The sequence below is a fragment of the Streptomyces sp. SID4985 genome (assembly GCF_009863025.1).
In the GTDB taxonomy this organism is placed as follows: Bacteria; Actinomycetota; Actinomycetes; order Streptomycetales; family Streptomycetaceae; genus Streptomyces.
This window is the reverse complement of record NZ_WWIR01000404.1, coordinates 20,661-42,282: the sequence shown is the minus strand read 5'-3', so window position 1 is coordinate 42,282 and position 21,622 is coordinate 20,661. Positions and strand designations below refer to the sequence as shown.

At 72.5% G+C, this 21,622-nt stretch carries 19 protein-coding genes and 1 pseudogene; 10 read left to right on the top strand and 10 right to left on the bottom strand.

The window, feature by feature from the left end:
- The gene (locus tag GTW40_RS17730) at positions 1 to 936 is read right to left on the bottom strand and encodes a LysR family transcriptional regulator (RefSeq protein WP_161181177.1); all 936 of its coding nucleotides are present in this window, start codon (positions 934 to 936) and stop codon (positions 1 to 3) included.
- 81 nt (positions 937 to 1,017) lie between these two features.
- Here GTW40_RS17730 and GTW40_RS17725 point away from each other — a divergent pair, with 81 nt between their 5' ends.
- Entirely contained in the window at positions 1,018 to 1,989 is a 972-nt protein-coding gene (locus GTW40_RS17725; protein WP_161181176.1) for a serine/threonine dehydratase, read from the top strand.
- Between the two features lie 19 nt (positions 1,990 to 2,008).
- Here GTW40_RS17725 and GTW40_RS17720 read toward each other — a convergent pair whose 3' ends face one another.
- Entirely contained in the window at positions 2,009 to 2,710 is a 702-nt protein-coding gene (locus GTW40_RS17720) for an endonuclease V (protein ID WP_161181175.1), read from the bottom strand.
- 42 nt (positions 2,711 to 2,752) lie between these two features.
- Here GTW40_RS17720 and GTW40_RS17715 point away from each other — a divergent pair, with 42 nt between their 5' ends.
- On the top strand, positions 2,753 to 3,049 hold the full coding sequence (locus GTW40_RS17715) for a YciI family protein (protein WP_161181174.1): 297 nt from the start codon (positions 2,753 to 2,755) through the stop codon (positions 3,047 to 3,049).
- Between the two features lie 3 nt (positions 3,050 to 3,052).
- Here the strand turns inward: GTW40_RS17715 and GTW40_RS17710 are convergent, their stop codons facing one another.
- Positions 3,053 to 3,385 (bottom strand): plasmid stabilization protein, encoded by a 333-nt coding sequence (locus tag GTW40_RS17710; RefSeq protein ID WP_161181186.1) that lies wholly within the window; start codon positions 3,383 to 3,385, stop codon positions 3,053 to 3,055.
- A gap of 239 nt (positions 3,386 to 3,624) precedes the next feature.
- On the opposite strand from GTW40_RS17710, the gene GTW40_RS17705 reads away from it, so the two are divergent.
- The 3 genes from GTW40_RS17705 to GTW40_RS17695 all read left to right on the top strand — a co-directional run bounded on the left by GTW40_RS17705 (position 3,625) and on the right by GTW40_RS17695 (position 7,233).
- Positions 3,625 to 4,041, top strand: coding sequence for an SsgA family sporulation/cell division regulator (locus GTW40_RS17705; RefSeq protein WP_161181173.1), 417 nt, complete (start codon positions 3,625 to 3,627; stop codon positions 4,039 to 4,041).
- A gap of 333 nt (positions 4,042 to 4,374) precedes the next feature.
- Positions 4,375 to 6,015 carry an ABC-F family ATP-binding cassette domain-containing protein gene (locus tag GTW40_RS17700; protein ID WP_161181172.1) on the top strand — a complete coding sequence of 547 codons (1,641 nt, stop codon included), beginning with the start codon at positions 4,375 to 4,377 and terminating at the stop codon, positions 6,013 to 6,015.
- A 243-nt stretch (positions 6,016 to 6,258) separates the two neighbouring features.
- Entirely contained in the window at positions 6,259 to 7,233 is a 975-nt protein-coding gene (locus GTW40_RS17695) for an acyl-ACP desaturase (RefSeq protein ID WP_161181171.1), read from the top strand.
- Between the two features lie 44 nt (positions 7,234 to 7,277).
- Here GTW40_RS17695 and GTW40_RS17690 read toward each other — a convergent pair whose 3' ends face one another.
- Complete coding sequence (locus GTW40_RS17690) at positions 7,278 to 7,523, bottom strand: WhiB family transcriptional regulator (protein ID WP_161181170.1); 246 nt, start codon at positions 7,521 to 7,523, stop codon at positions 7,278 to 7,280.
- Between the two features lie 204 nt (positions 7,524 to 7,727).
- Here GTW40_RS17690 and GTW40_RS17685 point away from each other — a divergent pair, with 204 nt between their 5' ends.
- Positions 7,728 to 8,519, top strand: coding sequence for a VOC family protein (locus tag GTW40_RS17685; RefSeq protein WP_161181169.1), 792 nt, complete (start codon positions 7,728 to 7,730; stop codon positions 8,517 to 8,519).
- A gap of 10 nt (positions 8,520 to 8,529) precedes the next feature.
- Here the strand turns inward: GTW40_RS17685 and GTW40_RS17680 are convergent, their stop codons facing one another.
- Entirely contained in the window at positions 8,530 to 9,549 is a 1,020-nt protein-coding gene (locus tag GTW40_RS17680; protein WP_161181168.1) for a LacI family DNA-binding transcriptional regulator, read from the bottom strand.
- A 70-nt stretch (positions 9,550 to 9,619) separates the two neighbouring features.
- Positions 9,620 to 10,642, bottom strand: coding sequence for a non-homologous end-joining DNA ligase (ligD, locus tag GTW40_RS17675; RefSeq protein WP_161181167.1), 1,023 nt, complete (start codon positions 10,640 to 10,642; stop codon positions 9,620 to 9,622).
- Positions 10,643 to 10,716: 74 nt separating this feature from the next.
- Between ligD and GTW40_RS17670 the strand changes: the two genes are divergently transcribed.
- Positions 10,717 to 11,787, top strand: coding sequence for an ATP-dependent DNA ligase (locus tag GTW40_RS17670; protein WP_161181166.1), 1,071 nt, complete (start codon positions 10,717 to 10,719; stop codon positions 11,785 to 11,787).
- A 4-nt stretch (positions 11,788 to 11,791) separates the two neighbouring features.
- On the opposite strand, the pseudogene GTW40_RS17665 reads toward GTW40_RS17670, so the two are convergent.
- Positions 11,792 to 14,471 (bottom strand): annotated as a pseudogene (locus GTW40_RS17665) (AAA family ATPase).
- Between the two features lie 319 nt (positions 14,472 to 14,790).
- On the opposite strand from GTW40_RS17665, the gene GTW40_RS17660 reads away from it, so the two are divergent.
- A complete protein-coding gene (locus GTW40_RS17660; RefSeq protein ID WP_161181165.1) occupies positions 14,791 to 15,738 on the top strand; it encodes a DUF2510 domain-containing protein in 948 nt (315 codons plus the stop codon).
- Between the two features lie 135 nt (positions 15,739 to 15,873).
- On the opposite strand, the gene GTW40_RS17655 is transcribed toward GTW40_RS17660, so the two are convergent.
- Complete coding sequence (locus GTW40_RS17655) at positions 15,874 to 16,488, bottom strand: TetR/AcrR family transcriptional regulator (protein ID WP_161181164.1); 615 nt, start codon at positions 16,486 to 16,488, stop codon at positions 15,874 to 15,876.
- A gap of 239 nt (positions 16,489 to 16,727) precedes the next feature.
- Between GTW40_RS17655 and GTW40_RS17650 the strand changes: the two genes are divergently transcribed.
- Both GTW40_RS17650 and GTW40_RS17645 read left to right on the top strand, forming a co-directional pair.
- Positions 16,728 to 17,540 carry a phosphatase PAP2 family protein gene (locus tag GTW40_RS17650; protein ID WP_161181163.1) on the top strand — a complete coding sequence of 271 codons (813 nt, stop codon included), beginning with the start codon at positions 16,728 to 16,730 and terminating at the stop codon, positions 17,538 to 17,540.
- Positions 17,537 to 18,526, top strand: a complete 990-nt coding sequence (locus tag GTW40_RS17645) for a hypothetical protein (protein WP_161181162.1) — start codon at positions 17,537 to 17,539, stop codon at positions 18,524 to 18,526. The genes GTW40_RS17650 and GTW40_RS17645 overlap by 4 nt, the downstream gene beginning before the upstream one ends.
- Before the next feature lie 81 nt (positions 18,527 to 18,607).
- Here GTW40_RS17645 and GTW40_RS17640 read toward each other — a convergent pair whose 3' ends face one another.
- Positions 18,608 to 19,303 carry a phospholipid scramblase-related protein gene (locus GTW40_RS17640; protein WP_161181161.1) on the bottom strand — a complete coding sequence of 232 codons (696 nt, stop codon included), beginning with the start codon at positions 19,301 to 19,303 and terminating at the stop codon, positions 18,608 to 18,610.
- 114 nt (positions 19,304 to 19,417) lie between these two features.
- Positions 19,418 to 21,592 carry a discoidin domain-containing protein gene (locus GTW40_RS17635; RefSeq protein ID WP_161181160.1) on the bottom strand — a complete coding sequence of 725 codons (2,175 nt, stop codon included), beginning with the start codon at positions 21,590 to 21,592 and terminating at the stop codon, positions 19,418 to 19,420.
- Positions 21,593 to 21,622: the final 30 nt, after the last annotated feature.

The window sequence follows — 21,622 nt, the reverse complement described above, 5'->3', positions numbered from 1 at the left end:
CTACGGGCGTCCGTCTCCGCGCACGGCATCGGCCGCCGTACGCAGGTATTCCGTCAGCTCCCGGACCAGTACGGTCGGGCGTCGACGGTGGACGACGGCGATCTCGCGCGCCGGGGTGAGCCCGCGCAGCTCACGCACCGCGACCCGGCTCAGGTCCGCACCGGCGAGCACGCTTGCGGGGACGAGGGCGATACCGAGACCGGCGCCCACCAGGGCCAGGATGACGTGATAGTCGGCGGACTCGTAGGCCACGCGGGGCTCGAACTGCGCCTGGTGGGCAAGGTGTTGCAGGCAGACCCGGTTGGGGATGCCCGGGGCGCCGGAGATCCAGGTCTCGTCCGTGAGGCGGTCGAGGGTGATCCCCTCGCGTCTTGTGTCCCGGGCGAGTTGGTGGCTTGAGGGCAGTACGAGTCGTAGTGGGTCCGCGAGCAAGGGGCGCCGTTCCAGGCCCGGGTGAGGGACCTGCGGCAGGCCGGGATAGCGATGGGTGATCAGTACGTCGAGGTCGCCCGAGGTCACCAGGCCGTAGCCGTCCGGCGGTTCGATGTCCACGAGGGACAACTCGGCTTTCGGGTAACGGCTCTTGAGTTCCGCCAGCGCCCTCGGGACCAGCGCCTGGGCGGCGGTGGCGAAGGAGCCGAGCGCGAGGTGCCGCGGCTGGACGCCGAGCGCGGCGTCGACGGCGGTGCGGGCCTGGCGCAGCTCGCCGATCACCCGTTCGCCGTGCTCGACCAGGACCGCGCCGACCGGCGTCGGGACGACACCGCCCGGGCGGCGCTCCAGGAGTCGGGCGCCCAGCTCCGTCTCCAGCTTGGCGATCTGCTGGGACAGCGCCGACGGCGTGAAGGCCAGCGTGCGCGCCGCCTCCGCGATGGAACCGGCGTGCGCCACCTCGACCAGGACCCGCAGACGGTTCACGTCCAGCTCTCGCACCATGGGGCCATCGTAAGCAGTACTAACGGCGGCTTACCGATCGCCGCTTGTGCTAACGGGAGCGGCCCGCGAAGGATGGACCGTATGAAGACCCCCACCCTGGGCCCGGCCCCCGTACCCTCCGTCTCCGACGTACACGCCGCCGCCGACCGCATCCGCCCCTACATCCGCCGTACTCCCCTGCTCGACGTGGAGACCGGCGGCCGTCGCGTCCTGCTGAAGCTGGAGTACCTCCAGCGCAGCGGCTCGTTCAAGCTGCGCGGCGCGCTCAACGCGATGCTCTCCGGGCCCTCGGACGACCACGTGGTGGCCGCGTCGGGCGGCAACCACGGGTTGGCGGTCGCGACGGCGGCCTCCCTGCTCGGGATGTCCGCGACGGTCTACGTGCCCCGGACGGTTCCGGAGGCGAAGGCCCGTCGCATCGAGGCCACCGGCGTACGGCTGGTCCGGCACGGCGCCACCTTCGCCGAGGCCGCCTCGGCGGCGGAGGAGGTCGCGGCGCGGCCGCGGCACCGGTTCGTGCATCCCTACGACGATCCGGCCGTCGCCGCCGGTCAGGGCACGGTGGCGGCCGAGATCCTGGCCGACGCCCCGGACGTCGACTCCGTCGTGGTGGCGGTCGGCGGAGGAGGACTGGCGGCCGGTACGGCCCTCGCCCTCGGCAAGCCCGAGTGCGCGCCCGGCACGCCCCGCGCCACCTCCGGCGGACGCCGTGTCGTCGCCGTCGAGCCGGAGCACTGCCGCTGTCTGCACGACGCGCTCGCGGCGGGCGGTCCGACGGACTCGGCGGTGGACTCCGTCGCCGCCTCCGCGACCGGCGCGAGCCGGGCCGGAGCCCTCCCCTACGCTGTCCTGGCCGCCCACGACGTGGCGTCGGTGCTGGTCAGCGACGAGGAGATCCTTGCCGCCCGCGACCTGCTGTGGGAGGAGTGCCGGATCGCCGCAGAACCGGCCGCGGCGATCCCGTTCGCGGCCTGGCTCGCCGGCCGGGTTCCCGGAGAGCGGCCCTGCCTGGTGGTCTGCGGCGCGAACGCCGACTGGGCCCCGACAGGGTGAGGCCGGGGAGGTCCCGGTGTCATCCGGCGGAGCCCACCGCCTCCCGCAACGCCCGCCGGCACAACGCGTCCGCCCTGCGGGTCGTCTCCGGGAGCCGGTACTTCGGGGTCAGCGCCAGGGTGTGGGCGACGGCGGTGGGGAGAGTGACGCGGTGGCCCGCCGAGACGTAGACCGGTTTGACGGCCTCGCGGGTGCGGAGGGCCTGCCCGACCTCCTCCGTGCCGTCCAGGAGGGGTGCCGTGCTGCCGCGCGGGGCGGCGGGATCGGGGTGGGTGAAGGCGAAGGGGTTCTTCGCCACGCCTATCGCGGGGAGGCCGGTCAGGACGCCGAGGTGGCAGGCGAGGCCGAAGCGGCGGGGGTGGGCGAGGCCGTAGCCGTCGCAGATCAGGAGGCCGGGTGGGCAGGGGAGGGCCGAGAGGGCGGTCAGGAGGGTCGGGATCTCGCGGAAGGCGAGGAGGCCGGGGACGTAGGGGAAGGAGACGCGGCCGACGGCCGTGGACTCCGCGACCGTCTCCAGCGTGGCCGCGTCCAGGACTACGGCCGCCGCTGCCACCAGGTCGCGTGCGTCGTCGTAGGCGACGTCCAGGCCCGTCACGTGGCCCGTGCCCGGCGGCGGGCCGGGTTCGGAAAGGATCACCCGGTCGCGCAGCACGTCCTGGACCGCGCGGGCCTCCGTCTCCGTGGTGGGCCAGTCCTCGGGCACCGATGCGATGGTCGTCATAACGCAGCCGACCCTACGGCGCCAGGCGGTACGCTCGCGATCATGTTCGTGCTCGAATTGACCTACACCGCCCCGCTCGACGCCGTCGACGCCGCTCTCGCCGCGCATGTGAGCTGGCTGGACGAGCAGTACGACCAGGGGATCTTCCTCGCCTCCGGGCGGAAGAACCCGCGGGACGGCGGGATCATCCTGGCCGTCGGTGCGGACCGGGCGGTCGTCGAGGAGGTCGTGGCGGGCGATCCGTTCGTCACCGCCGGGGTGTGCGAGTACCGCGTCACCGAGTTCACCGCGACGAAGACGGCGCCCGGGCTGGAGCGGTACCGGGAAACGCTGGGCTGATCCTCAGCTCTTCTTCTCGTCCAGGGCCTGCCGCAGCTGCTCCTTGTTCATGTCGGAGCGGCCGTGGATGTCGCGCTGCCTGGCCTCGTTGTAGAGCTGGTCGTAGGTCGGGCCGCCGGAGCCCCTGCCCGACCGCTTGCCGCCGCGCTCGCCGGAGGACATGTCCTCGGTCGAGCTGCGGCTCGCGCTCTTGGACTCGCCGGTGCGGGCGCGCTCCTTGTTGACCGTGCGTGCGGCGATCTCCTCGGCCCGGTCGGTGCTCGCGCCCCGCTCCAGCTCGCTCTCCTTGATGTGCTCGTACTGGCGCTCGCGCTTGGGGCTGGAACCGGCAGGCATGGTCACTCCCGTCGTCGTGCCGTCGTCGTCATCCACACATCCCCACCCTTAGGGGGACACCGCCCCGCCCTTAGGGGGACACCGCTCGGGTACCCAGTTCGCGCGGGCCCACCGGATGCACCCTTACGGTGACCGACGTCACGTTCCCTCCATGTGCACGGAACGGCCGCTTCCGTCGTCTCTCCGGGTATCAGGTCGCCGGACGCCCCGAGGACGTCCGGCCGTCACGAGGGAGCAAGGTGTTGTCCACCATCGAGCAGATAGCGGAGGCGCGGCTGGTCGCGGCCGCCCCGCGCATGCCGACCATTCCCGTCACGCTGCACTACGACCGGCAGGACCCCTTCGCCGTCCGCATGACCTTCCCTGCCCCGGCCACCCTCGCGGGCGTGGAGATCTGCTGGACCTTCTCCCGTGAACTGCTCTCCGCCGGGCTGACCGGCGCGGAGGGTCAGGGAGACGTCCGGGTCCGCCCCTACGGATACGACCGGACCGTGCTGGAGTTCCACGCCCCCGAGGGCATGGCGGTGGTGCATCTGCGCTCCGGCGACGTACGGCGTTTCCTCGCGGCCACCGCCGAGCTGGTGCCCGTGGGTCTGGAGCACCTCCAGCTGGACCTGGACGACGGTCTGGCCGAGCTGATGCGGGACGCCTGCTGAGCAGCGCGCCTGCTGAGCACCACGCCTGCTGATCCCAGGGGCGCCGGTGCCGTGCGCTCGGGGCGCCGGTAAATCCTTTGACAGTCCTCCCGGCCGCTCCTACGGTGTACAGCGGTTCTGTTGTCGTCGATCGGAGTAGGACGTTGCTCGTCTGAGGTTCTGAGACCCCGCGTTCACACCCCCTGGGGTGTCCGTGGCGTACGACCTCGGCGTCCGAGCCGTCCTCCAGACACAGGCCCTTTCTCCCGCCTCCCCTGGTCCCCGGTCTCCGGTTTCCGCCTCGCGGTGTCTCGACACGCGCCCACCGACCGCACCGGCATTCCGCGAGGCTCCATGTCATCCGCACCCGCGTCACTCATCTGCACCTCCCTCTCCTTCGCCTGGCCCGACGGCACCACCGTCCTGGACGGCCTCGACATCGCCTTCGGCCCCGGCCGAACCGGCCTCGTCGGCACCAACGGGTCAGGAAAATCAACCCTGTTGAAGCTGATCGCCGGTGAACTCACCCCAGCCGACGGCACCGTGAAGGCGGCCGGCGAGATCGGCTACCTCCCACAGCACGTCACGCTCGACACCGCCCTGCGCGTGGACGAGGCCCTGGGCATCGCCGCCCGGCGGGCCGCCCTGCACGCCATCGAGGCGGGCGACGCCGCCGAGGAGCACTTCGAGGCCCTCGGCGACGACTGGGACGTCGAGGAGCGCGCCCTGGCCACCCTCGGCGAACTCGGCCTCGGCCACCTCGATCTGGACCGCACGGCAGGCGAACTCTCCGGCGGCGAGGCCGTGTTGCTGCGGCTGGCCGCGCTTCTGCTGCGCCGCCCGGACGTCCTGCTCCTGGACGAGCCCACCAACAACCTCGATCTGTACGCCCGCGGACGCCTCTACGCGGCCGTCGCCGCCTGGACCGGCGTCCTCGTCGTCGTCAGCCACGACCGTGAACTCCTCGACCTGGTCGACCGGATCGCGGACCTGCGCTCCGGCACGGTCACCTGGTACGGCGGCAACTACACAGACTACGAGGAGGCATTGGCCGTCGAGCAGGAGGCGGCCGAACGCACGGTGCGCGCCGCTGAGGCCGACGTGCGCAAGCAGAGGCGCGAACTGTCCGACGCCCAGACCAAGTTGGCCCGCCGCAAGCGGTACGGGCAGAAGATGTACGACTCCAAGCGCGAGCCGAAGATCGTGATGGGCGCCCGCAAACGCGCCGCCCAGGAGTCGGCGGGCAAGCACCGCATCCTGCACGAGGAGCGGCTCGCCGAGGCGCGCGACCGGCTGGACGAGGCGGTGGAGGCGGTACGGGACGACGACGAGATCCGCGTCGACCTGCCGTACACCGCCGTGCCGCCCGGCCGCCAGGTGCTCACCCTGGAGAAGCTGGAGACGGCCTTCGGGGCGCGCGTCGAGGGCATCCTCGATCTGCGCGGCCCGGAGCGGATCGCGCTCGTCGGGCGCAACGGCTCGGGCAAGACGACCCTGCTGCGGACCGTCGCCGGGGAGCTGGCGCCGGTGGCGGGCGAGGCGCGGGCGCACGTCCCGCTCCGCTTCCTGCCGCAGCGGCTTGACGTGCTGGACGACACGGCGACGGTCGCGCAGAACGTGGCCCGGTTCGCGCCGGACGCCACCGCGAACCGGGTCCGGGCCCGGCTCGCCCGCTTCCTGTTCCGGGGCGCGCGGGCCGACCAGCTCGCGGGCACGCTCTCCGGCGGCGAGCGCTTCCGGGCGGCGCTGGCCGCGCTGATGCTCGCCGAGCCCGCGCCCCAGCTGCTGCTCCTGGACGAGCCGACCAACAACCTGGACATGGCGAGCGTCCGGCAGCTGACCTCGGCCCTGGAGTCGTACGAGGGCGCGCTGCTGGTCGCGAGCCACGATCTGCCGTTCCTGGACTCGGTGGGGATCACCCGCTGGCTGCTCATGGCGGACGGCGTACTGCGCGAGACGAGCCGGGAGGAGGTCGAGTCAGGCCCGATCGAGTGACAAGCTCACCCCAATGGCCCCGGAATCGGCGGTTCCGGGGCCATTCGGCGTACGTGTTGCCACGACTGCGAAACGCCCTCCCACCTGCTGCGCAGCCGTCCTTACGCCACCCTTAACCTACGGGTTCGTAACCTACGGAGACGTAGCCTACGATCTCGTAGGTTCACGGCGTCGGCCCGTCATCGGCCTGCCGCCCCCTTTCACTTCATTTGTGCTCCCCGCTCGGCATTTCCTGGAGTTCCCGTGACGATCACTTCCCCTCACCTCGGCAGCCCGTCCGTATGGACCGACGCCCGGCTGCTGTTCGCGCTGGAGGAGGTGGTGGAGACGGAGCTGAACCGGCATCTGAAGGTCGCCAAGGACTGGATGCCGCACGAGTACGTGCCCTGGAGCGACGGCCGCAACTTCCCCGGCCTGTTCGAGGACGGCGAGGCGTGGGACAAGGGGCAGTCGAAGGTCACCGATGTCGGCCGCATCGCGCTGGTCGTGAACCTGCTGACCGAGGACAACCTCCCGAGCTACCACCACGAGATCGCCTCGCTCTTCGGCCGCGACGGCGCGTGGGGCACGTGGGTGCACCGCTGGACCGCCGAGGAGGGCCGGCACGGCATCGTCATGCGCGACTATCTGCTCGCCTCGCGCGCGGTCGACCCGGACGAGCTGGAGCGGTTCCGCATGTCGCACATGAGCGAGGGCTTCGAGTCGGACAACCGGCACTCGATGCTGCACTCGATCGCGTACGTCGCCTTCCAGGAGCTGGCCACCCGGATCTCGCACCGCAACACCGGGCACCAGTCGGGCGACCCGGTCTGCGACCGGATGCTGGCGCGCATCGCCACCGACGAGAACCTGCACATGGTCTTCTACCGGAACCTGCTGAAGTCAGCCTTCGAGCTGGCCCCCGACCTCACCATGCAGGCCGTGCGCGACGTCGTCGTCAACTTCCGCATGCCCGGTCACGGCATCCCCGGCTTTGAGCGGGCCGCCGCGCAGATGGCCATCGGCGAGGTCTACAACCTGCGCATCCACCACGACGACGTGCTGCAGCCGGTGCTGCGCTTCCTGAAGGTCATGGAGATCGACGGCCTCGGCCCCGAGGGCAGCGCGGCGCAGGAGGAACTCGGCCTGTACATGGGCGGTCTGGACGCCCAGGCGACGATCTTCGACGAGCGTCTCGCGGCCCGCAAGGCGCGGATGGCGGCGCGCGCGGCGGGCTGAGCCCGAACGGAACCGACGATCTGCCTGCGGCGCGCCTCCCCGGTTCAGCGGGAGGCGCGCCGCAGTGCCATGCGTTCCTTCTCCGACAGCCCGCCCCACACGCCGAAGCGCTCGTCGTGGGTGAGCGCGTACCGCAGGCAGGCGGAGCGGATCGCGCACATGCCGCAGATCCGCTTCGCCTCGCGGACGGAGCTGCCGGGCTCGGGGAAGAAGAACTCGGACCCGGTCTGCGCGCACAGGGCCTGGTTCTGCCAGTCGGTGTCGGCCGGGGTGATCGTCTCGGTGTGCATGGAACGGATCGTGCCGGGCCGCGAAAAACGTTCCATCAACGCGGGTTCAACACGCCGTCCGAGACCGGCGCCCGCCCCATGCTCCCCCGCCGGTGGTCTCCTGGCACGGCGGCGCGCGCGGACGCGCTCCGGCGGCGCGTGCCGGTGCGCGGTGCCAGACTCGGCAGTGCCACGCGTCCCCGGGCCCCGCGAGGAGGGCAGGCCATGCTCAGCACCCGTGCCCTGGAGGGCGCGCCGAACTGGATCGACCTCGCCGCCCCGGACCTCGACGGCGCGCTCGCCTTCTACGGCGCCCTCTTCGGCTGGCGCTTCCGCCCGCTGGGCCCGGACGCGGGCGGGTACGGCTTCTTCCAGCTGGACGGCAGGACGGTCGCCGGTGCGCTGCCGACCGGTGCGGGGCGTGAGCTGCCGGGCTGGACGGTGTACTTCCGGACCGAGGACGCCGAGGACACCGCGGAGACGGCCGAACGGGCGCACGGCAGCGTCCTGTTCGCGCCCGGCGACGTCATGGGCCTCGGGCGGATGGCGGGCCTCGCCGACTCCGCCGGGGCCGTGTTCCGCGTCTGGCAGCCCGGCGAGGTCGAGGGCCTGGACGCGGCGAGCGAGCCGGGCGCGCTGTGCTGGGTCGAGCTGCACACCCCGGACGTGGCGGCGGGCGCCGCCTTCTACCACCGGGTGCTCGGCCTGGAGACCTCCGCCACCGCCTTCCCCGACGGCATGTACACCTGCGTCAGCCCGCCCGGCGCCGGGGAGGACGCGATGTTCGGCGGAGTCGTCCGCTCGGCCGACGACCCCGCGGACGCGGGCGCGGGCGCGTACTGGCTGCCGTACTTCGCGGCGACGGACCCCGACGCGGTGGCCGACCAGGCACGGAAGGGCGGAGGCACGGTCCTGCTGCCTCCGGTCACGGTCGCGGGCGTGGGCCGCATGGCACGGCTCACGGACCCGTACGGCGCCCGCTTCGCGGTGATCAGGGGCGAGCGGCCTCAGGGCTGAGCCAGGTCTGCTACGCCGTCGCCCGGTGGACCAGTGTCGTCGGCAGGACGACCGAGGGCGGGGCGTCGTCGGGTGCCGCGCGCCCGCGCAGGAGCAGGCGGGCCATCAGGCGGCCCATTTCCTCGATGTCCTGGCGGACGGTGGTCAGGGGCGGGTCGGTCTGTTCGGCGACGGGGGCCATGTCGTCGAAGCCGATCAGGGCGATGTCCTCGGGGACGCGGCGGCCGTGTTCGCGCAGGGCGCGGAGGGCGCCGAGGGCGGTGAGGTCGTTGGCGGCGAAGACGGCGTCGACGTCCGGACGGCGGTCGAGGAGTTCGCGCATGGCGTGCTCGCCGCCGGAGGGGGTGAAGTCGCTGTGGGCGACGAGGTCCGGGGCGTCGGTGCCCATGACGTCGCGGTAGCCGTCCAGGCGGTCCACCGCCGAGGTCTGGTCCAGGGGACCGGTGATGTGGGCGATCCGGGTGCGACCGAGGGCGACGAGATGGCGTACGGCCGCGCGGGCGCCGCCCCGGTTGTCGCTGTCGACGTACACCGGGCCGCCCCGGCCGTCGCTCCAGTCGGGGCGCCCGCCGAAGACGGTGGGGACGCCCGCGTCGTGGATGAGGCCGGGCAGCGGGTCGTCCAGGTGGAGGGAGAAGACCAGCGCGCCGTCCACGTGACCGCCTGCCAGATAGCGGGCCACGCGCGCGTGGTCGTCCCGGCCCTCGGTGAGCAGGAGCACCAGTTGGTTGTCGTGGGCCGTCAACTCCTTGCTGATCCCGCGCAGTTGGGCGGCGAAGAAGGGGTCGGCGAAGACGCGGGTGCCGGGTTCGGCGATGACGACGGCGACGGCGTCGTGCCGTCGGGTGACGAGGCTGCGGGCGGCGCGGTTGGGGACGTAGCCCAGTTCCTCGACGGCTTCCCGGACCCGGGCGACGAGCGGGGCGCGCACTCCGTCGCCGCCGTTGACGACGCGGGAGACGGTGGCCCGTGACACCCCGGCCCGCTCGGCGACGGCCTCCAGCGTGGGGCGCGACACTGCCTCGGTCACTCGGTGCTCCTCATCGGGCGGCTGCCGCCCAGGATAGCCGCGCGGCGGCCACCGGCACCGGGGGCGATCGTCAGGAAGAGGCCTGGTCCTTGCGGGCGCGGCTCGGCTGGACCCGCTTGGGCTCGCCGGGCATCTTCGGATACTCCGGCGGGTACGGCAGATCGCCCAGCCCGTGGTCGTTCTCGTCCTTGCGGGCCAGCTCCAGGAGGGCGTCCAGGGAGTACGCGTGGTCGTCCATGTCGGCGTGCACGTCCCCGATCTCCGCGAACCGCACCGGCATGGTGGCCAGGTCGAAGTCGCGCGGCCGGGCGTCGGCCACCTCGTCCCAGCGCAGCGGTGCGGAGACGGTGGCCTCGGGGCGGGGGCGCACGGAGTAGGCGGAGGCGATGGTGCGGTCGCGGGCGGTCTGGTTGTAGTCGACGAAGATGCGCTCGCCGCGCTCCTCCTTCCACCACTTCACCGTCACCTGGTCCGGCATCCGGCGGGCGAGTTCACGGCCGACCGCGATGGCGGCGCGGCGGACCTGGGTGAAGGTCCAGCGCGGTTCGATGGGCACGAAGACGTGCAGTCCCCGGCCGCCGGAGGTCTTGGGGAAGCCTCGCAGTCCCCCGAACTCCTCCAGTACGGCGCGGAGTTCGAAGGCGGCGCGCACCGCGTCCGCGTAGTCGGTGCCGGGCTGCGGGTCGAGGTCGATGCGCAGTTCGTCGGGGAGGTCGACGTCGTCGCGGCGCACGGGCCAGGGGTGGAAGGTGAGCGTGCCGTACTGCGCGGCCCACACCGCCGCGGCCTCCTCGGTGGGGCACATCTCGTCGGCGCTGCGCCCGCTGGGGAAGGTGATGTGGGCGGTGGGGATCCAGTCGGGCATGTTCTTGGGCGCGCGTTTCTGGTAGAACCACTCGCCGTCGAGGCCGTCCGGGTAGCGCTCCAGGGTGGTGGGGCGGTCGCGCAGGGCGCGCAGGATGCCGGGGCCGACGGAGGCGTAGTACTGGGCGACGTCCAGCTTGGTGAATCCGCGCTCCGGGAAGAAGACCTTCTCCGGGTGGGTCAGCCGTACGGTCCGGCCGGCCACCTCCAGTTCCACCGCATCGCCCATGCGGCCACCGTAGGCGTCCCCCGCACACCGCGCACACCGGGCGCGTTCGGTGGGGTGCGCGCAGAATCGGAGCCATGGATCTGCCGGTGATGCCGCCCGTGAAGCCGATGCTCGCCAAGTCGGTGGCCAAGATCCCGCCGGGCATGCACTACGAGGCGAAGTGGGACGGCTTCCGGGCGATCGTGTTCCGCGACGGGGACGAGGTCGAGCTGGGCAGCCGCACCGGCAAGACGCTGACCAGGTATTTCCCCGAACTGGTGGCGGCGCTGAAGGAGCGGATTCCGCAGCGGTGCGTGCTGGACGGGGAGATCGTGATCGCGCGGGAGGGGCGCCTGGACTTCGACGCGCTGACCGAGCGCATCCATCCGGCCGAGTCGCGGGTGCGGACGCTGGCCGAGCGGACGCCCGCCTCCTTCGTCGCCTTCGACCTGCTGGCCCTGGACGACCACGCCCTGCTCGACGTGCCGCTCTCCGACCGGCGGGCCCTGCTCGACCGGGCACTGGACGGGGTGACACCGCCGGTGCATCTGGCCCCGGCGACGACCGACATCGAGGTCGCCCGGGAGTGGTTCGAGCGGTACGAGGGCGCGGGCCTGGACGGGATCGTGGCCAAGCCGCTCGCGCTGCCGTATCTCCCGGACGAGCGGGCCATGTTCAAGATCAAGCACGAGCGGACGGCGGACGTGGTGGTGGCGGGCTACCGGCTGCACAAGAGCGGCCCGGTGGTGGGCTCGCTGCTGCTGGGCCTCTACGACGACCACGGCGTCCTCCAGCACGTGGGCGTGGCGGCCGCGTTCACCATGAAGCGGCGCGCGGAGCTGATCGAGGAGCTGGCGCCGCTGCGTATGACGGACGTGAGCGGGCATCCGTGGGCGCGCTGGGCGGAGGAGTCGGCGCACGAGGAGGCTCGGCTGCCGGGGGCGCCGAGCCGCTGGTCCGGCAAGAAGGACCTGTCCTGGGTGCCGCTGCGCCCGGAGCGGGTCGCGGAGGTGGCGTACGACCACATGGAGAACGGCGCCCGCTTCCGGCACACGGCGCGTTTCCGCCGCTGGCGCCCGGACCGTACCCCGGAGAGCTGCACCTACGCCCAGCTGGAGGAGCCGGTGCGGTACGACCTCACGGAGATCCTGGGGAGTACGGGGTAGCCCGTCACTCCGTACCCGCGCGCCGTGCCTGTTCGGCGCGGGCCACCAGGCCGTCCGCACCGCAGGAGCGGGCCAGTTCCAGGCCCCGGCCGAGGTCGGCCGTCGAGCCCGCCGCGATGCCGTACTCCACGAGGGCGGCCGCGTGCTCGTACTGGCAGGGGGACGCCTCCAGATAGGCGACCGCCTTGCGCGCGAGACGTACCGCTTCCTCGCCGGTGGCCAGCGCGGCGGCGCAGCGCAGGGCCTCACCGATGGCGGTGTCGGTGCCGAACCGCTCGGCCTGGCGGCGGGCTTCGGCCGCGAGGGTCCGGGCGCGGGCGGGGTCCTGGACGGCGAGGGCGCGGGCGAGGTCGACGGCCCAGGGGGCGAGGACGGGGTTGTGTCCGCCGCGGGCGACGGCGGTCTTCTCGGCGGCCTCCAGCTCGTTGATCCCCTCCTCGGTGCGGCCGACGGCGAGGAGCAGGCGGCCGCGCACGGAGTGGAGGTCGGGCAGCACGATCGTGGACGGGTACGGCGGTGCGAAGCCGCTCCGCTCGGCCACGGCCCATGCCTCGTCGTAGTGGCCCCGGGCGAGCAGGGTGTCGACCAGGCCGCACATCGCGGACCAGTACAGCGGCAGTCGGCGGCCGACCCGTTCGGCGAGTGCCAGGGCCTCGCGCAGGGTGGCCTCGGCCTCCTTCAGCTTGCCCTGGCGGCGCAGGGCGAGGCCCAGATAGGAGTTGGCCAGGGGAGAGATGGCCGCCGTGCCATCCGGCGCTCCTGTAGGCGCGCAGGGCCTCGGCGAACAGGCTGTCGGCGAGGTCGAGCCGGTCGGTGTAGGCGTAGGTGCTGCCGAGCATCATCAGCAGCTCGACGCCCCACTCCTCGTCGGTCCAGCCGAGACCGGGCGCGAGGCGGTTGTTGACCAGGGCCCGGTCGCACAGCTCCACGACGGCCTCGGCGTTCTCGCCGTGGGTCATGGCGTCGAAGCCGCGCAGGATGAGCAGCGCGCGTTCGGAGTTGTCGCGCCCGGTGCAGGTGCCGGCGAGTTCGGCCAGGCGCCGGGAACGCTCCGGGGAAATCGTCTCGCGGTGGATGGCCTCCCACATGAACCGCACGGCCTCCAGGCGCATCCGCACCGGTCCCGGCCGGTACTTCGCGGCCTCGGCGCCGACGGTGCGGACGGCCTCCTCCAGCTGGTCGTTGTGGAGCAGGGCCTGGGAGAGGCGGATGACGGCCTCGATGCGCTCGGCGTGGTCGAGGCCGGGCGTGGCGAGCGCGGCCCGCAGGTGCTCGACGGTGACGGCGGGTGCGGTCAGGCGGGTGGAGCAGCCGAGTTCGTAGAGGACCTTGGCGCGGATCTCCGGGCGGGGCGGTTCCTCCAGGGCGCGTTCCAGGCAGCGGCAGGCCGCGTCGGGCGCCCCGACGGCGAGGTGTTCGCGGGCGGCCTCGCGCAGTTGGGCGACCAGTTCCTCGTCGCCCTCCGGCTCCACCTTCAGCAGATGCCGGGCGGCCTCGGCGGCACCACGGCCGCTCTCGGTGACGGTCTTGGCGGCGATGCTGTGCAGGAACCCGCGAATGCTGACGGTCATGGAGTCGTAGACGGCGCTGGCGACGAGCGGGTGGGCGAATTCGAGGACCCTGCCGTGCGGCCCGTCCAGGGTGGGGTCCGGGATGCCCTCGGTCAGGATGCGGGCGCCGCAGAGGAGTTCGGCGCACTCCTCGGCACCCTTCAGACTCATCCGGCTGACGCGGGCGACGAGTTCGACGGTGCTGCCGGTGCCGAGGACGGCGGCCGCCCAGGCGAACCGGGTGGCCTCGTCGCCGAGCACGGACAGGCGCTCCACCACTCCCCCGCCGCGCCCGGAGCGGTTCAGGCCGCGCAGTTCGGCGGCCCGGCCCTCGACCGGCTGGAGTTCGCTGTCGCGGACCTTGGCGAGGAGTTCGACGGTGTCGTAGGGGTTGCCGCCGGTGACGGCCCAGACCTCGCGGCAGAAGGGGTCGTCGGCGTGCGGCCCCACGGTGGCGCGGGTGAGCTCGGCGGTGGCCTCCGGGGTGAGGGTGTGCAGGCCGTCCAGGCGCTGCCCGGCGCTCTCCACCGCGTCGAGGTGGCGGGCGCTGCCCTCGGGCAGGGCGCCGGAGCGGCGGGTGACCACGACGAGCACCGACAGCTCGCCCAGGTCGGCGGTGAACGCGGCGAGCCAGCGCAGCGTCTCCAGGTCGGCCCAGTGGGCGTCGTCGACGAGCAGGACCAGCGGCCACTCGCGGGTGGCGAACCGGCGTACGGTCGCGACGAGTCCGTCGCAGACGTACTGCGGGTCGGCGGGGGCCGCGCCGGGTTCGACGATGCCGAGGGCGGGGCCGGAGATGTCGTACCAGTCGCCGAGGTACTCGCGGGCCTCCTCCGGCAGCAGCGAGGTGAGCATGGGCTGGAGGAGCTGGCGCAGGACGTGGAAGGGGACCGTGCGCAGGGTCTCGCCCGCGCGGGCCGACCAGACGGTGCAGTTCTGGCGTTCGGCCAGGCGTCTGGTCTCGTCGAGGAGCGCGGTCTTGCCGAGTCCGGCCTCGCCGCGGATCACGAGCACGTTCCCGCCGGAGGAGCGGTCGGCGCGCAGCTCGTCGATGGCCTGCGTGATGGCGGCGAGTTCCGCGTCCCGTTCCCACAGGTGGGCCGAGTCGGCCGCCGACGGCCGTGCCCGCGTCATCCTGTTCCCTCCCCAGGTCGCCCGGACGGCGTGCAGACCCCGAGCGTAGCCGTCTCGGGGGAGGGTTGGTGGTCCGACCGGGCAGTGTCGTATCCCCATCGGGGACTGGTTACCGGCCAGTCGACCCCACTCCGGCCCGACCGGTCGGTCTGCGCCCGATGAGGCGTCAATAATGCCTGGATTGATGCGAGTTGGGAACAGGAGAGGGCTCTTCGGGTGTGACGCACATCACTTGTGAACGACGTCGGGTCCGGCGCGTCGGGCATCTCTGACGGGGTGCTCTCATCACGCTTTCACCGATGCCTCATACGGTGTGTCCATGACGCAGGTGACTCCTCCCGGCTGGTACCCCGATCCCGGGCAGCCGCACAACGCCCCGCCCGCCGAACGCTGGTGGGACGGCACCGCCTGGACGGCCCAGGTCCGCCCGGCCGGCCACGGCACGTACCCCGCTCCGCCGTACTACCCGGCGGGCGCCCCCTATCCGCAGCCGCCCGCGCCCCGGCGCGGACTGCGCATCGGCATAGCCGTGACGGCGGCGGTCGTGGTACTGGCGAGCATCGGGGTCGGGGTGTTCGCCCTGGCCAGGAACGCGGACGGCGGCCACGACCGCGCGGGCGCGGGACAGGAGCAGCGGGGCCGGGGCGGCCCCGAGGACTCCGCGCCCGAGGACCGGGGCGGTCCGGGCGGCCCCGGGGAGTCGCCGTCGCCGCGCCGCTCCGCGATACCCAAGGTCGAGGGCGGCGGTACGCTGCCCGACCCGTTCAACGGGATCAGCATGCCGGTGCCGCAGGGCTGGACCGGCGAGGTCATCAGCATCGGCGCGCAGGTGACGTCCGACACGTCCTACAAGTGTCCGGGCAACGCCTCGCAGAGCTGCACGGCGGGCGGCGCCTACACCGCGTCCGCCTCCGCGCTCGGCACCAAGGGCGACACGGCCGAGGCGGTCGCCAAGGCGGACATCGCGGCCAACGCCAAGCAGTCGTACGGCGGGACGACCTACGGCAGCATCACCTCGCACGAGGTGCTGGCCGCCAAGGCTGTGACGGTGGCCGGACAGAAGGGCTATCTGGTCCGCTGGAAGGCGGTCACCAGCAAGGGCGCCGACGGCTACGTCGAGTCGGTCGCGTTCCCCTCGCCCAACGACGCCCACGAGATCCTGGTGGTCCGCTTCGGCCTGGACGTGGGGCAGCGGGTCGCGGTGATCGACGAGATCCTGAAGGGGATCAAGGTGTGGTCGGGCGGCGGCAGCGGCCAGAACGTGTGAACGAAATCGGCCGGGTGGGGCGCCCCTCCGCTCAAGGGGCACCCCACCCGGCCAGGGGGTGTGCGCCGCCCCCGTCCCCACGGTGCGGCGCGTACAGGTCACCGTTCAGTCATCCCGTGAACGGCGGCCTGGGTCTCAGGTGAGTCCGAACGCGGGCAGCACGGCGGCCTCCACGAAGCGGACCAGATAGTCGGCGTCGGCGTACTGGCCGCTGAGCACCGGGCGTACCCGCAGCACGCCGAACATCATGGCGGGCACGAACTCCAGCGCGGGATGCCCGGCGGGGACCTCGCCCCGCGCCACACCGCGCCGGATCATCTCCTCCAGGGCGGCGATCTCCGGAGTGACCAGCGCGTCGCGCAGCGCCTCGGCCAGCTCCTTGTCGGCGGTGGCGGCGGGCATGAGCGCCTGGAGGAGCCGGGTGTCCTTGCCCGACCAGTCGCCCGCGGCCCGGGCGGCCTGGCGCAGGTCCTCGGCGAGGGAGCCGGTGTCGATCCCGGCGAAGCGCACCCGGCGGTTGGCCCGCAGGGCGGCCGCGACGAACTGCGGCTTGGTCTTCCACTGGCGGTACAGCGTGGACTTGCTGCACCGGGTACTGGAGGCGATGCCCTCCATGGTCAGCGAGTCGTAACCGCACTCGCGGACCTGGTCGAGCACGGCGTCGAAGAACTCCCGCTCACGCTCCGGCGTGATCTTGGAACGGCGCGAGGCGGCGACCATGTCCGGTCCGTCCGCGGCCTGCGACGTCATGCGCGCTTCCCCTCACTTCGTCACCCGGGTACGACCGCGTCCGTGCGGTCCGCTCCCAGTGTTGCCCCAGTTCAAGCGATACGCAAGCGTACCGGAACTCGACCGTATCGGTACACTGTCGTATCGGTACATGGTCGTTTCGGTACACTGACGTTTCGGTACGGAGACGTATCGCATCGCTGAGCTCCGGGCATCCGGTCCGGGACCGGCAGCACCACCGTCAAGAAGGGGGCCGGGGGATGAACGCCCGCACCGAGCCTTCCCCAGCGGAGCCGCCCGCGCCGGCGAAGCCCCCGCTGCTGCGCGAGTTCCTGCTCGTCGCGGGGCTCTTCCTCGTCTACAAGTTCGGCCGGCAGCTGGCCGTCGGCCACACCGCCGAGGCGTTCCGGGACGCCCACCGGGTGTGGGACCTGGAGCGGGCCGTCCATCTGCCGGACGAGACCGATGTGCAGTCCCTGCTGCTGCACGGCACGACCCCGGTGCACCTGGCGAACACCTACTACGCCACCGTCCACTTCCCGGCGACCGTGGCCTTCCTGGTCTGGCTGTACCTGCGCCGCCCCGGGCACTACGTGTGGGCGCGCCGCGTCCTCGCGCTGGTGACCGCCGCCGCGCTGGTGCTGCCGTTCACGTTCCCGCTGGCCCCGCCCCGGATGGTGACCGGCACCGGCCTCCTCGACACGGCCCGGGTCTACGGCCCCTCGGTCTACGGCCCGCCCGCCCGCGACCACCTCTCCAACCAGTTCGCCGCGATGCCCTCGCTGCACTTCGGCTGGGCCCTGATGGTGGCGGTCGGCCTGATCGCGGCCACCCGCTCGCGCTGGCGCTGGCTCTGGCTGCTGCATCCGCTGATCACGCTGGTCGTCATCGTGGGCACCGCCAACCACTACTGGCTCGACTCGATCGTGGCGACCGCGATGCTCGGCGTCGCCCTCGTCGTCGTCCACCCGCCGCACCGCGCGGCGGGGCGCGGCGCGGGCCGCCCGCTCGCCTTCGGCCGTCCCGCGCGGCTCGCTCCGGAGGGGTCCGTGCTCATGGGTGCCGCCCGATGAACGGCGCGATCCTGGTCGCCGTCGGCCTCTCGCTGATCTCGGCCGTCGCCTACGCGGCCGCCGCCGTCGCCCAGGAACGGCTGGCCTCCCGCGACGCGGGCGCGGGCCTGCTCCACATGCTCCGCACCGGCGCGTGGTGGTCCTCGGTCTGCCTGAACGCGGGCGCCGCGCTGCTGCACGTCGTCGCACTGCGCTTCGGTCCGCTGACCGTGGTCCAGCCGCTGGGCGCCCTCACCCTGGTCGCGGCGGTGCCGCTCGGGGCGCGGGCGGCGGGGCGCCGGGTCACCCCGGCGGAGTGGCGGGGTACGGCGCTGACGCTGCTCGGGCTCGGCGCGCTGCTGATCACCGCCTCGGGTCCGGCGCCGCACCGGGTGCTGAGCCTGACGGCGGCGCTCGCGGTGGCGGGGACGACCATCTCCGTGATCGGTCTGCTGTCCCGGCCCGGCACCCGTCCCGGGCTGCGGCACGCGGCCGCGTCCGGCTTCGCCTCGGGTGTCGCCTCCGCGCTCACCCAGACCGCCACCGTCGCGGCCACGGACCACTCGGGCCCGGCGCTGAGTCCCCGGGTGATCGTGGTGGCCGTGCTGGTCGCGGCGTTCGCGACGGGCGGGCTGCTGCTGTCCCAGACGGCCTACCGGGGGGGTCTCGGCGCCCCGCTGGCGGTGGTCACCCTGGCCAACCCGGTCGCGGCGGCGGTGATCGGACTGACCCTGCTCGGCCAGGGGCTGCGGGGCGGCACCGGCGGGATTCTGCTGGGCGTGACGGGCGCGCTGCTGGCGTCTTGGGGCGTGGTGGTGCTGACCCGGGTGACGCCACACGGCACACCGGACCCGGCTTCGGCTTCGGCTTCGGCTTCGGTCGACGACGAGCATCCCGTCGCCGCCGTACTCGCGCTGGACGCGCAGACGGCGACGGCCGAACCGGCGCTCGTGCCGCGCCAGCCGGGGCCGCGCCAGCCGGGGCCGAACCGGCTGACGCCCCTGTGACGACAGGCCCCCTGCGAAAGGCGGCGGCCGCGTGTCCCACCGGACACGCGGCCGCCGCCTTTTCGCTGCGCGGGGAGCGGATCAGCCCAGGCCCCGGGCGTCCTGCTTGAGCGCGGTGTCCACGGTCAGGGCCGCCGCCACCACGAGGCTCAGCAGCGGGTCGGACAGCGGACGGTGGATCTGGAGGACGTAGTTGTCCGCCGTGGTGAAGAGGGTCTTGGCCAGGCCCTCCCAGGTCTTGGTGATCCGCGCGACCTCGGTGTCCTCGTGGTCGGTGATCGCGAAGTTCCAGGCGCGCCAGTTCTCGGCCTTGATCGCGCCGATCTCGCGGCCTTCCGCGGTCATCGCGAAGTTGATCTTGCCGATCATGTTCTTCTGCACGATCTCGCCGACCGGCGAGCCGTCGGGGCGCGTGACGACGACCCGGGACTTGAAGATCTTCGCGGGGCGGACGAGCAGCAGCACCGGCTGCCCCTCGGCGTCCCGGATCTCCAGGCGGTGGGTCAGGTACTGGTCCCAGCTCGTGAGCAGGCGCACCATCTTGCGCAGCACGCCCTGGCCGACCTCGACGACCGAGCCGAGCCGGCCGCCGTTCTGGTCCATCACCGTGTACTCGTTGGTCAGCTCTATGAGCTTGGCCTTCTGGTTCACGACGAGCACCGGCTCGGTGAACAGGGTGCCGTCGCCGGTGGCGGTCGGAGCCACTCCGGCCTGCTTCTGCACCTGACGCTGCACCTTCGGGTCGGCGTCGGAAGGGATGTTCGATTGCGTGGTCACCGGGGCACAGTAGGGTGATTGACCCGTACCTGACCAGCCCTTTTCCGAATCGTGGCCGAACGGACGCACAGGCGGCCGCCCGGTCCTCCCGGACGGCCGCCCGCACGCCTCCCGTCAGGGAGTCTGGTACGCCTCCACCTCACTGAACTGTCCGGCCGGCCACCCCGTGTTGGCGCTCACGGTCAGCCGCAGGTAGCGCAGGTTCGTGCCGCTCGGCAGGGAGACGGTCGTCGTGTTGCCCGAGGCCGGGTCGAAGCGGTAGTCCTTCGCAGCGGCCACGGTCGAGAAGCCCGAGCCGTCCGTGCTGCCCAGGACCGCGATGGTCTGCGTACGGGCGCCCCAGGCCGGGGACGGCGGCAGCTTGAGCACCAGCCGCCGCACCCCGTACGACGAGCCGAGGTCGACCGTCCAGGACTGCGGGAAGGCGTTGTTGGCGGACTCCCAGTAGCTGTTCGCGTCGCCGTCCACCGCCTTGCCCGGGGTGTAGACGTCCTGCGAGCCGGTCGCCGACGCCGGGCGGCCCTTGGCCAGGTTGCGGTTCGGGTCCGGGTCGGGGTTGCCCTGGCCCGGCTGGGGCCAGGAGGAGCAGTCCGCCCAGGTGCTGGACCAGCCGGAGTTGCCGCCCCCGTCGGTGAGCGCGAAGACGCCGGAGTTCGCCGGGTAGGGGCAGTTGTAGATCCCGGCGACGCCGACCTGGGTCGCGGTGACGTTCCTGAAGGCGGCCGCGCCCTGCGCCTCCGCCTGGACGACGACCGTGCCGGTGTTCCGCACGGTGGCGCCGGTCACGTTGACGTTGCGCACCGGGTAGCCCTGGCCGCCCCCGGAGACGAACTCGAAGGCGGAGTACGGGCTGTCGGTGATCGTCGTGTCCGTGATGTTGACGGTCGCGTTGATCGCGCTGTCGTAGGAGTCCACGCGCAACGCGCCCATGGGGTGGTTCCAGTTGGGGTTCATCGCGCCCGCGCGGACCAGGGTGTTGCCGCTGACCGTGATGGTGCCGGAGAGCGGGGAGAAGGGGTCGAGGAACTTCTGGTTGGAGATCGCGATACCGCTGCCGAGGGCGTTGGTGTCGGACACCAGGTTGTTCTTGACGGAGATGTCGGTGCCGCCGTAGATCGCGATGCCGTTGGCGAGGTTGGGCTGCGAGATGGTGTTGTTCTCGAAGCTGGAGTTGGTGTCGGGGGCGTAGAGGGACCACATGGCGAGCGAGTCGTCGCCCTGGTTGCGCAGGAAGTTGTCGCTGACGCGCACGCCCCGGGCGTTGCCGTTGAGGTTGAGGCCGTCGGCGGTGGTGTCGAGGATGCGGTTGTTCTCCACGACCAGGTTGTCGTTGTTGCCCATCAGCCAGAAGCCGACCTTCAGGTGCTGGAGCCACATGCCGGAGACCGAGGAGCCCGGGCCGAGCGAGCCGTTGACGAAGTTGTCCGGGTTGGAGTCGACGCGCTCGGTGACCTCGCCGATGACGGCGAAGTCCTTGATGTGGACGTTGCCGGAGGAACTCGACTGGTCGATGAAGCGGGAGGTGTGCACGACCGAGTGCCAGCTGCCCGCGCCCTGGAGGGTCACGTTCTGCACCCCGCTCAGCGAGGAGGTGATCCGGTAGTCGCCCGGCGGGATCCACACCGTGCCGCCCTGGGCGGCGGCGATGGCGTCGCGGAACGCCTGGGTGGAGTCGCCGCCGCCACTCGGGTCCGCGCCCTTGGAGACGACGGACACCGATCCGGCCGGCTGCGACGCGGCCCCGCCGACCTGCTCGAAGTCGGCCACGTCCACGGTGACTTGGGTACCGGTCGACTGGAACGCCACCTTGTCCCCGGCCTGGAGGTTCTGGCCGAACAGCAGGCGGGCGTTGTCGAAGAAGTGGTGCGTCTTGGCGCCCGGTATCCAACTGGTGTCGATGTAGGAGTACTTGGAGGTGACCGGGAGCGTCCTGGAGATCCTGGTGCCGTTGACGTACACGTCCAGCGAGCCGGACTGGCCGTCCGGGACGCTGTAGGAGAGGTTCACGGCGTTGGCCGCGCGCGGCACGGTGAACTCCACGCGCTGCCCGGAGGTGAGCCGAACGGCCTGGCGGCCGGACGCCTCCGAGGCGAGGGTGCCCTGGGTGTAGTCGGGGCCGATCTTGCTGCCGGTGCTGGTCGCGGATTCCGCCTCGACGGAGGTGAAGGGCAGGTTCGCTCCCGAGGCGGCGTGCGCGGCGGGGGCCACGGCGACGATCATGCCCGCGGCGAGGGCGACGGCCGCGCCAGCGGCGGGCAGTCGCAGATATCTGGCGGTGCTGCGGTCCATGTGCTGATCCCTTCGTGGGGGGGTGCCGGG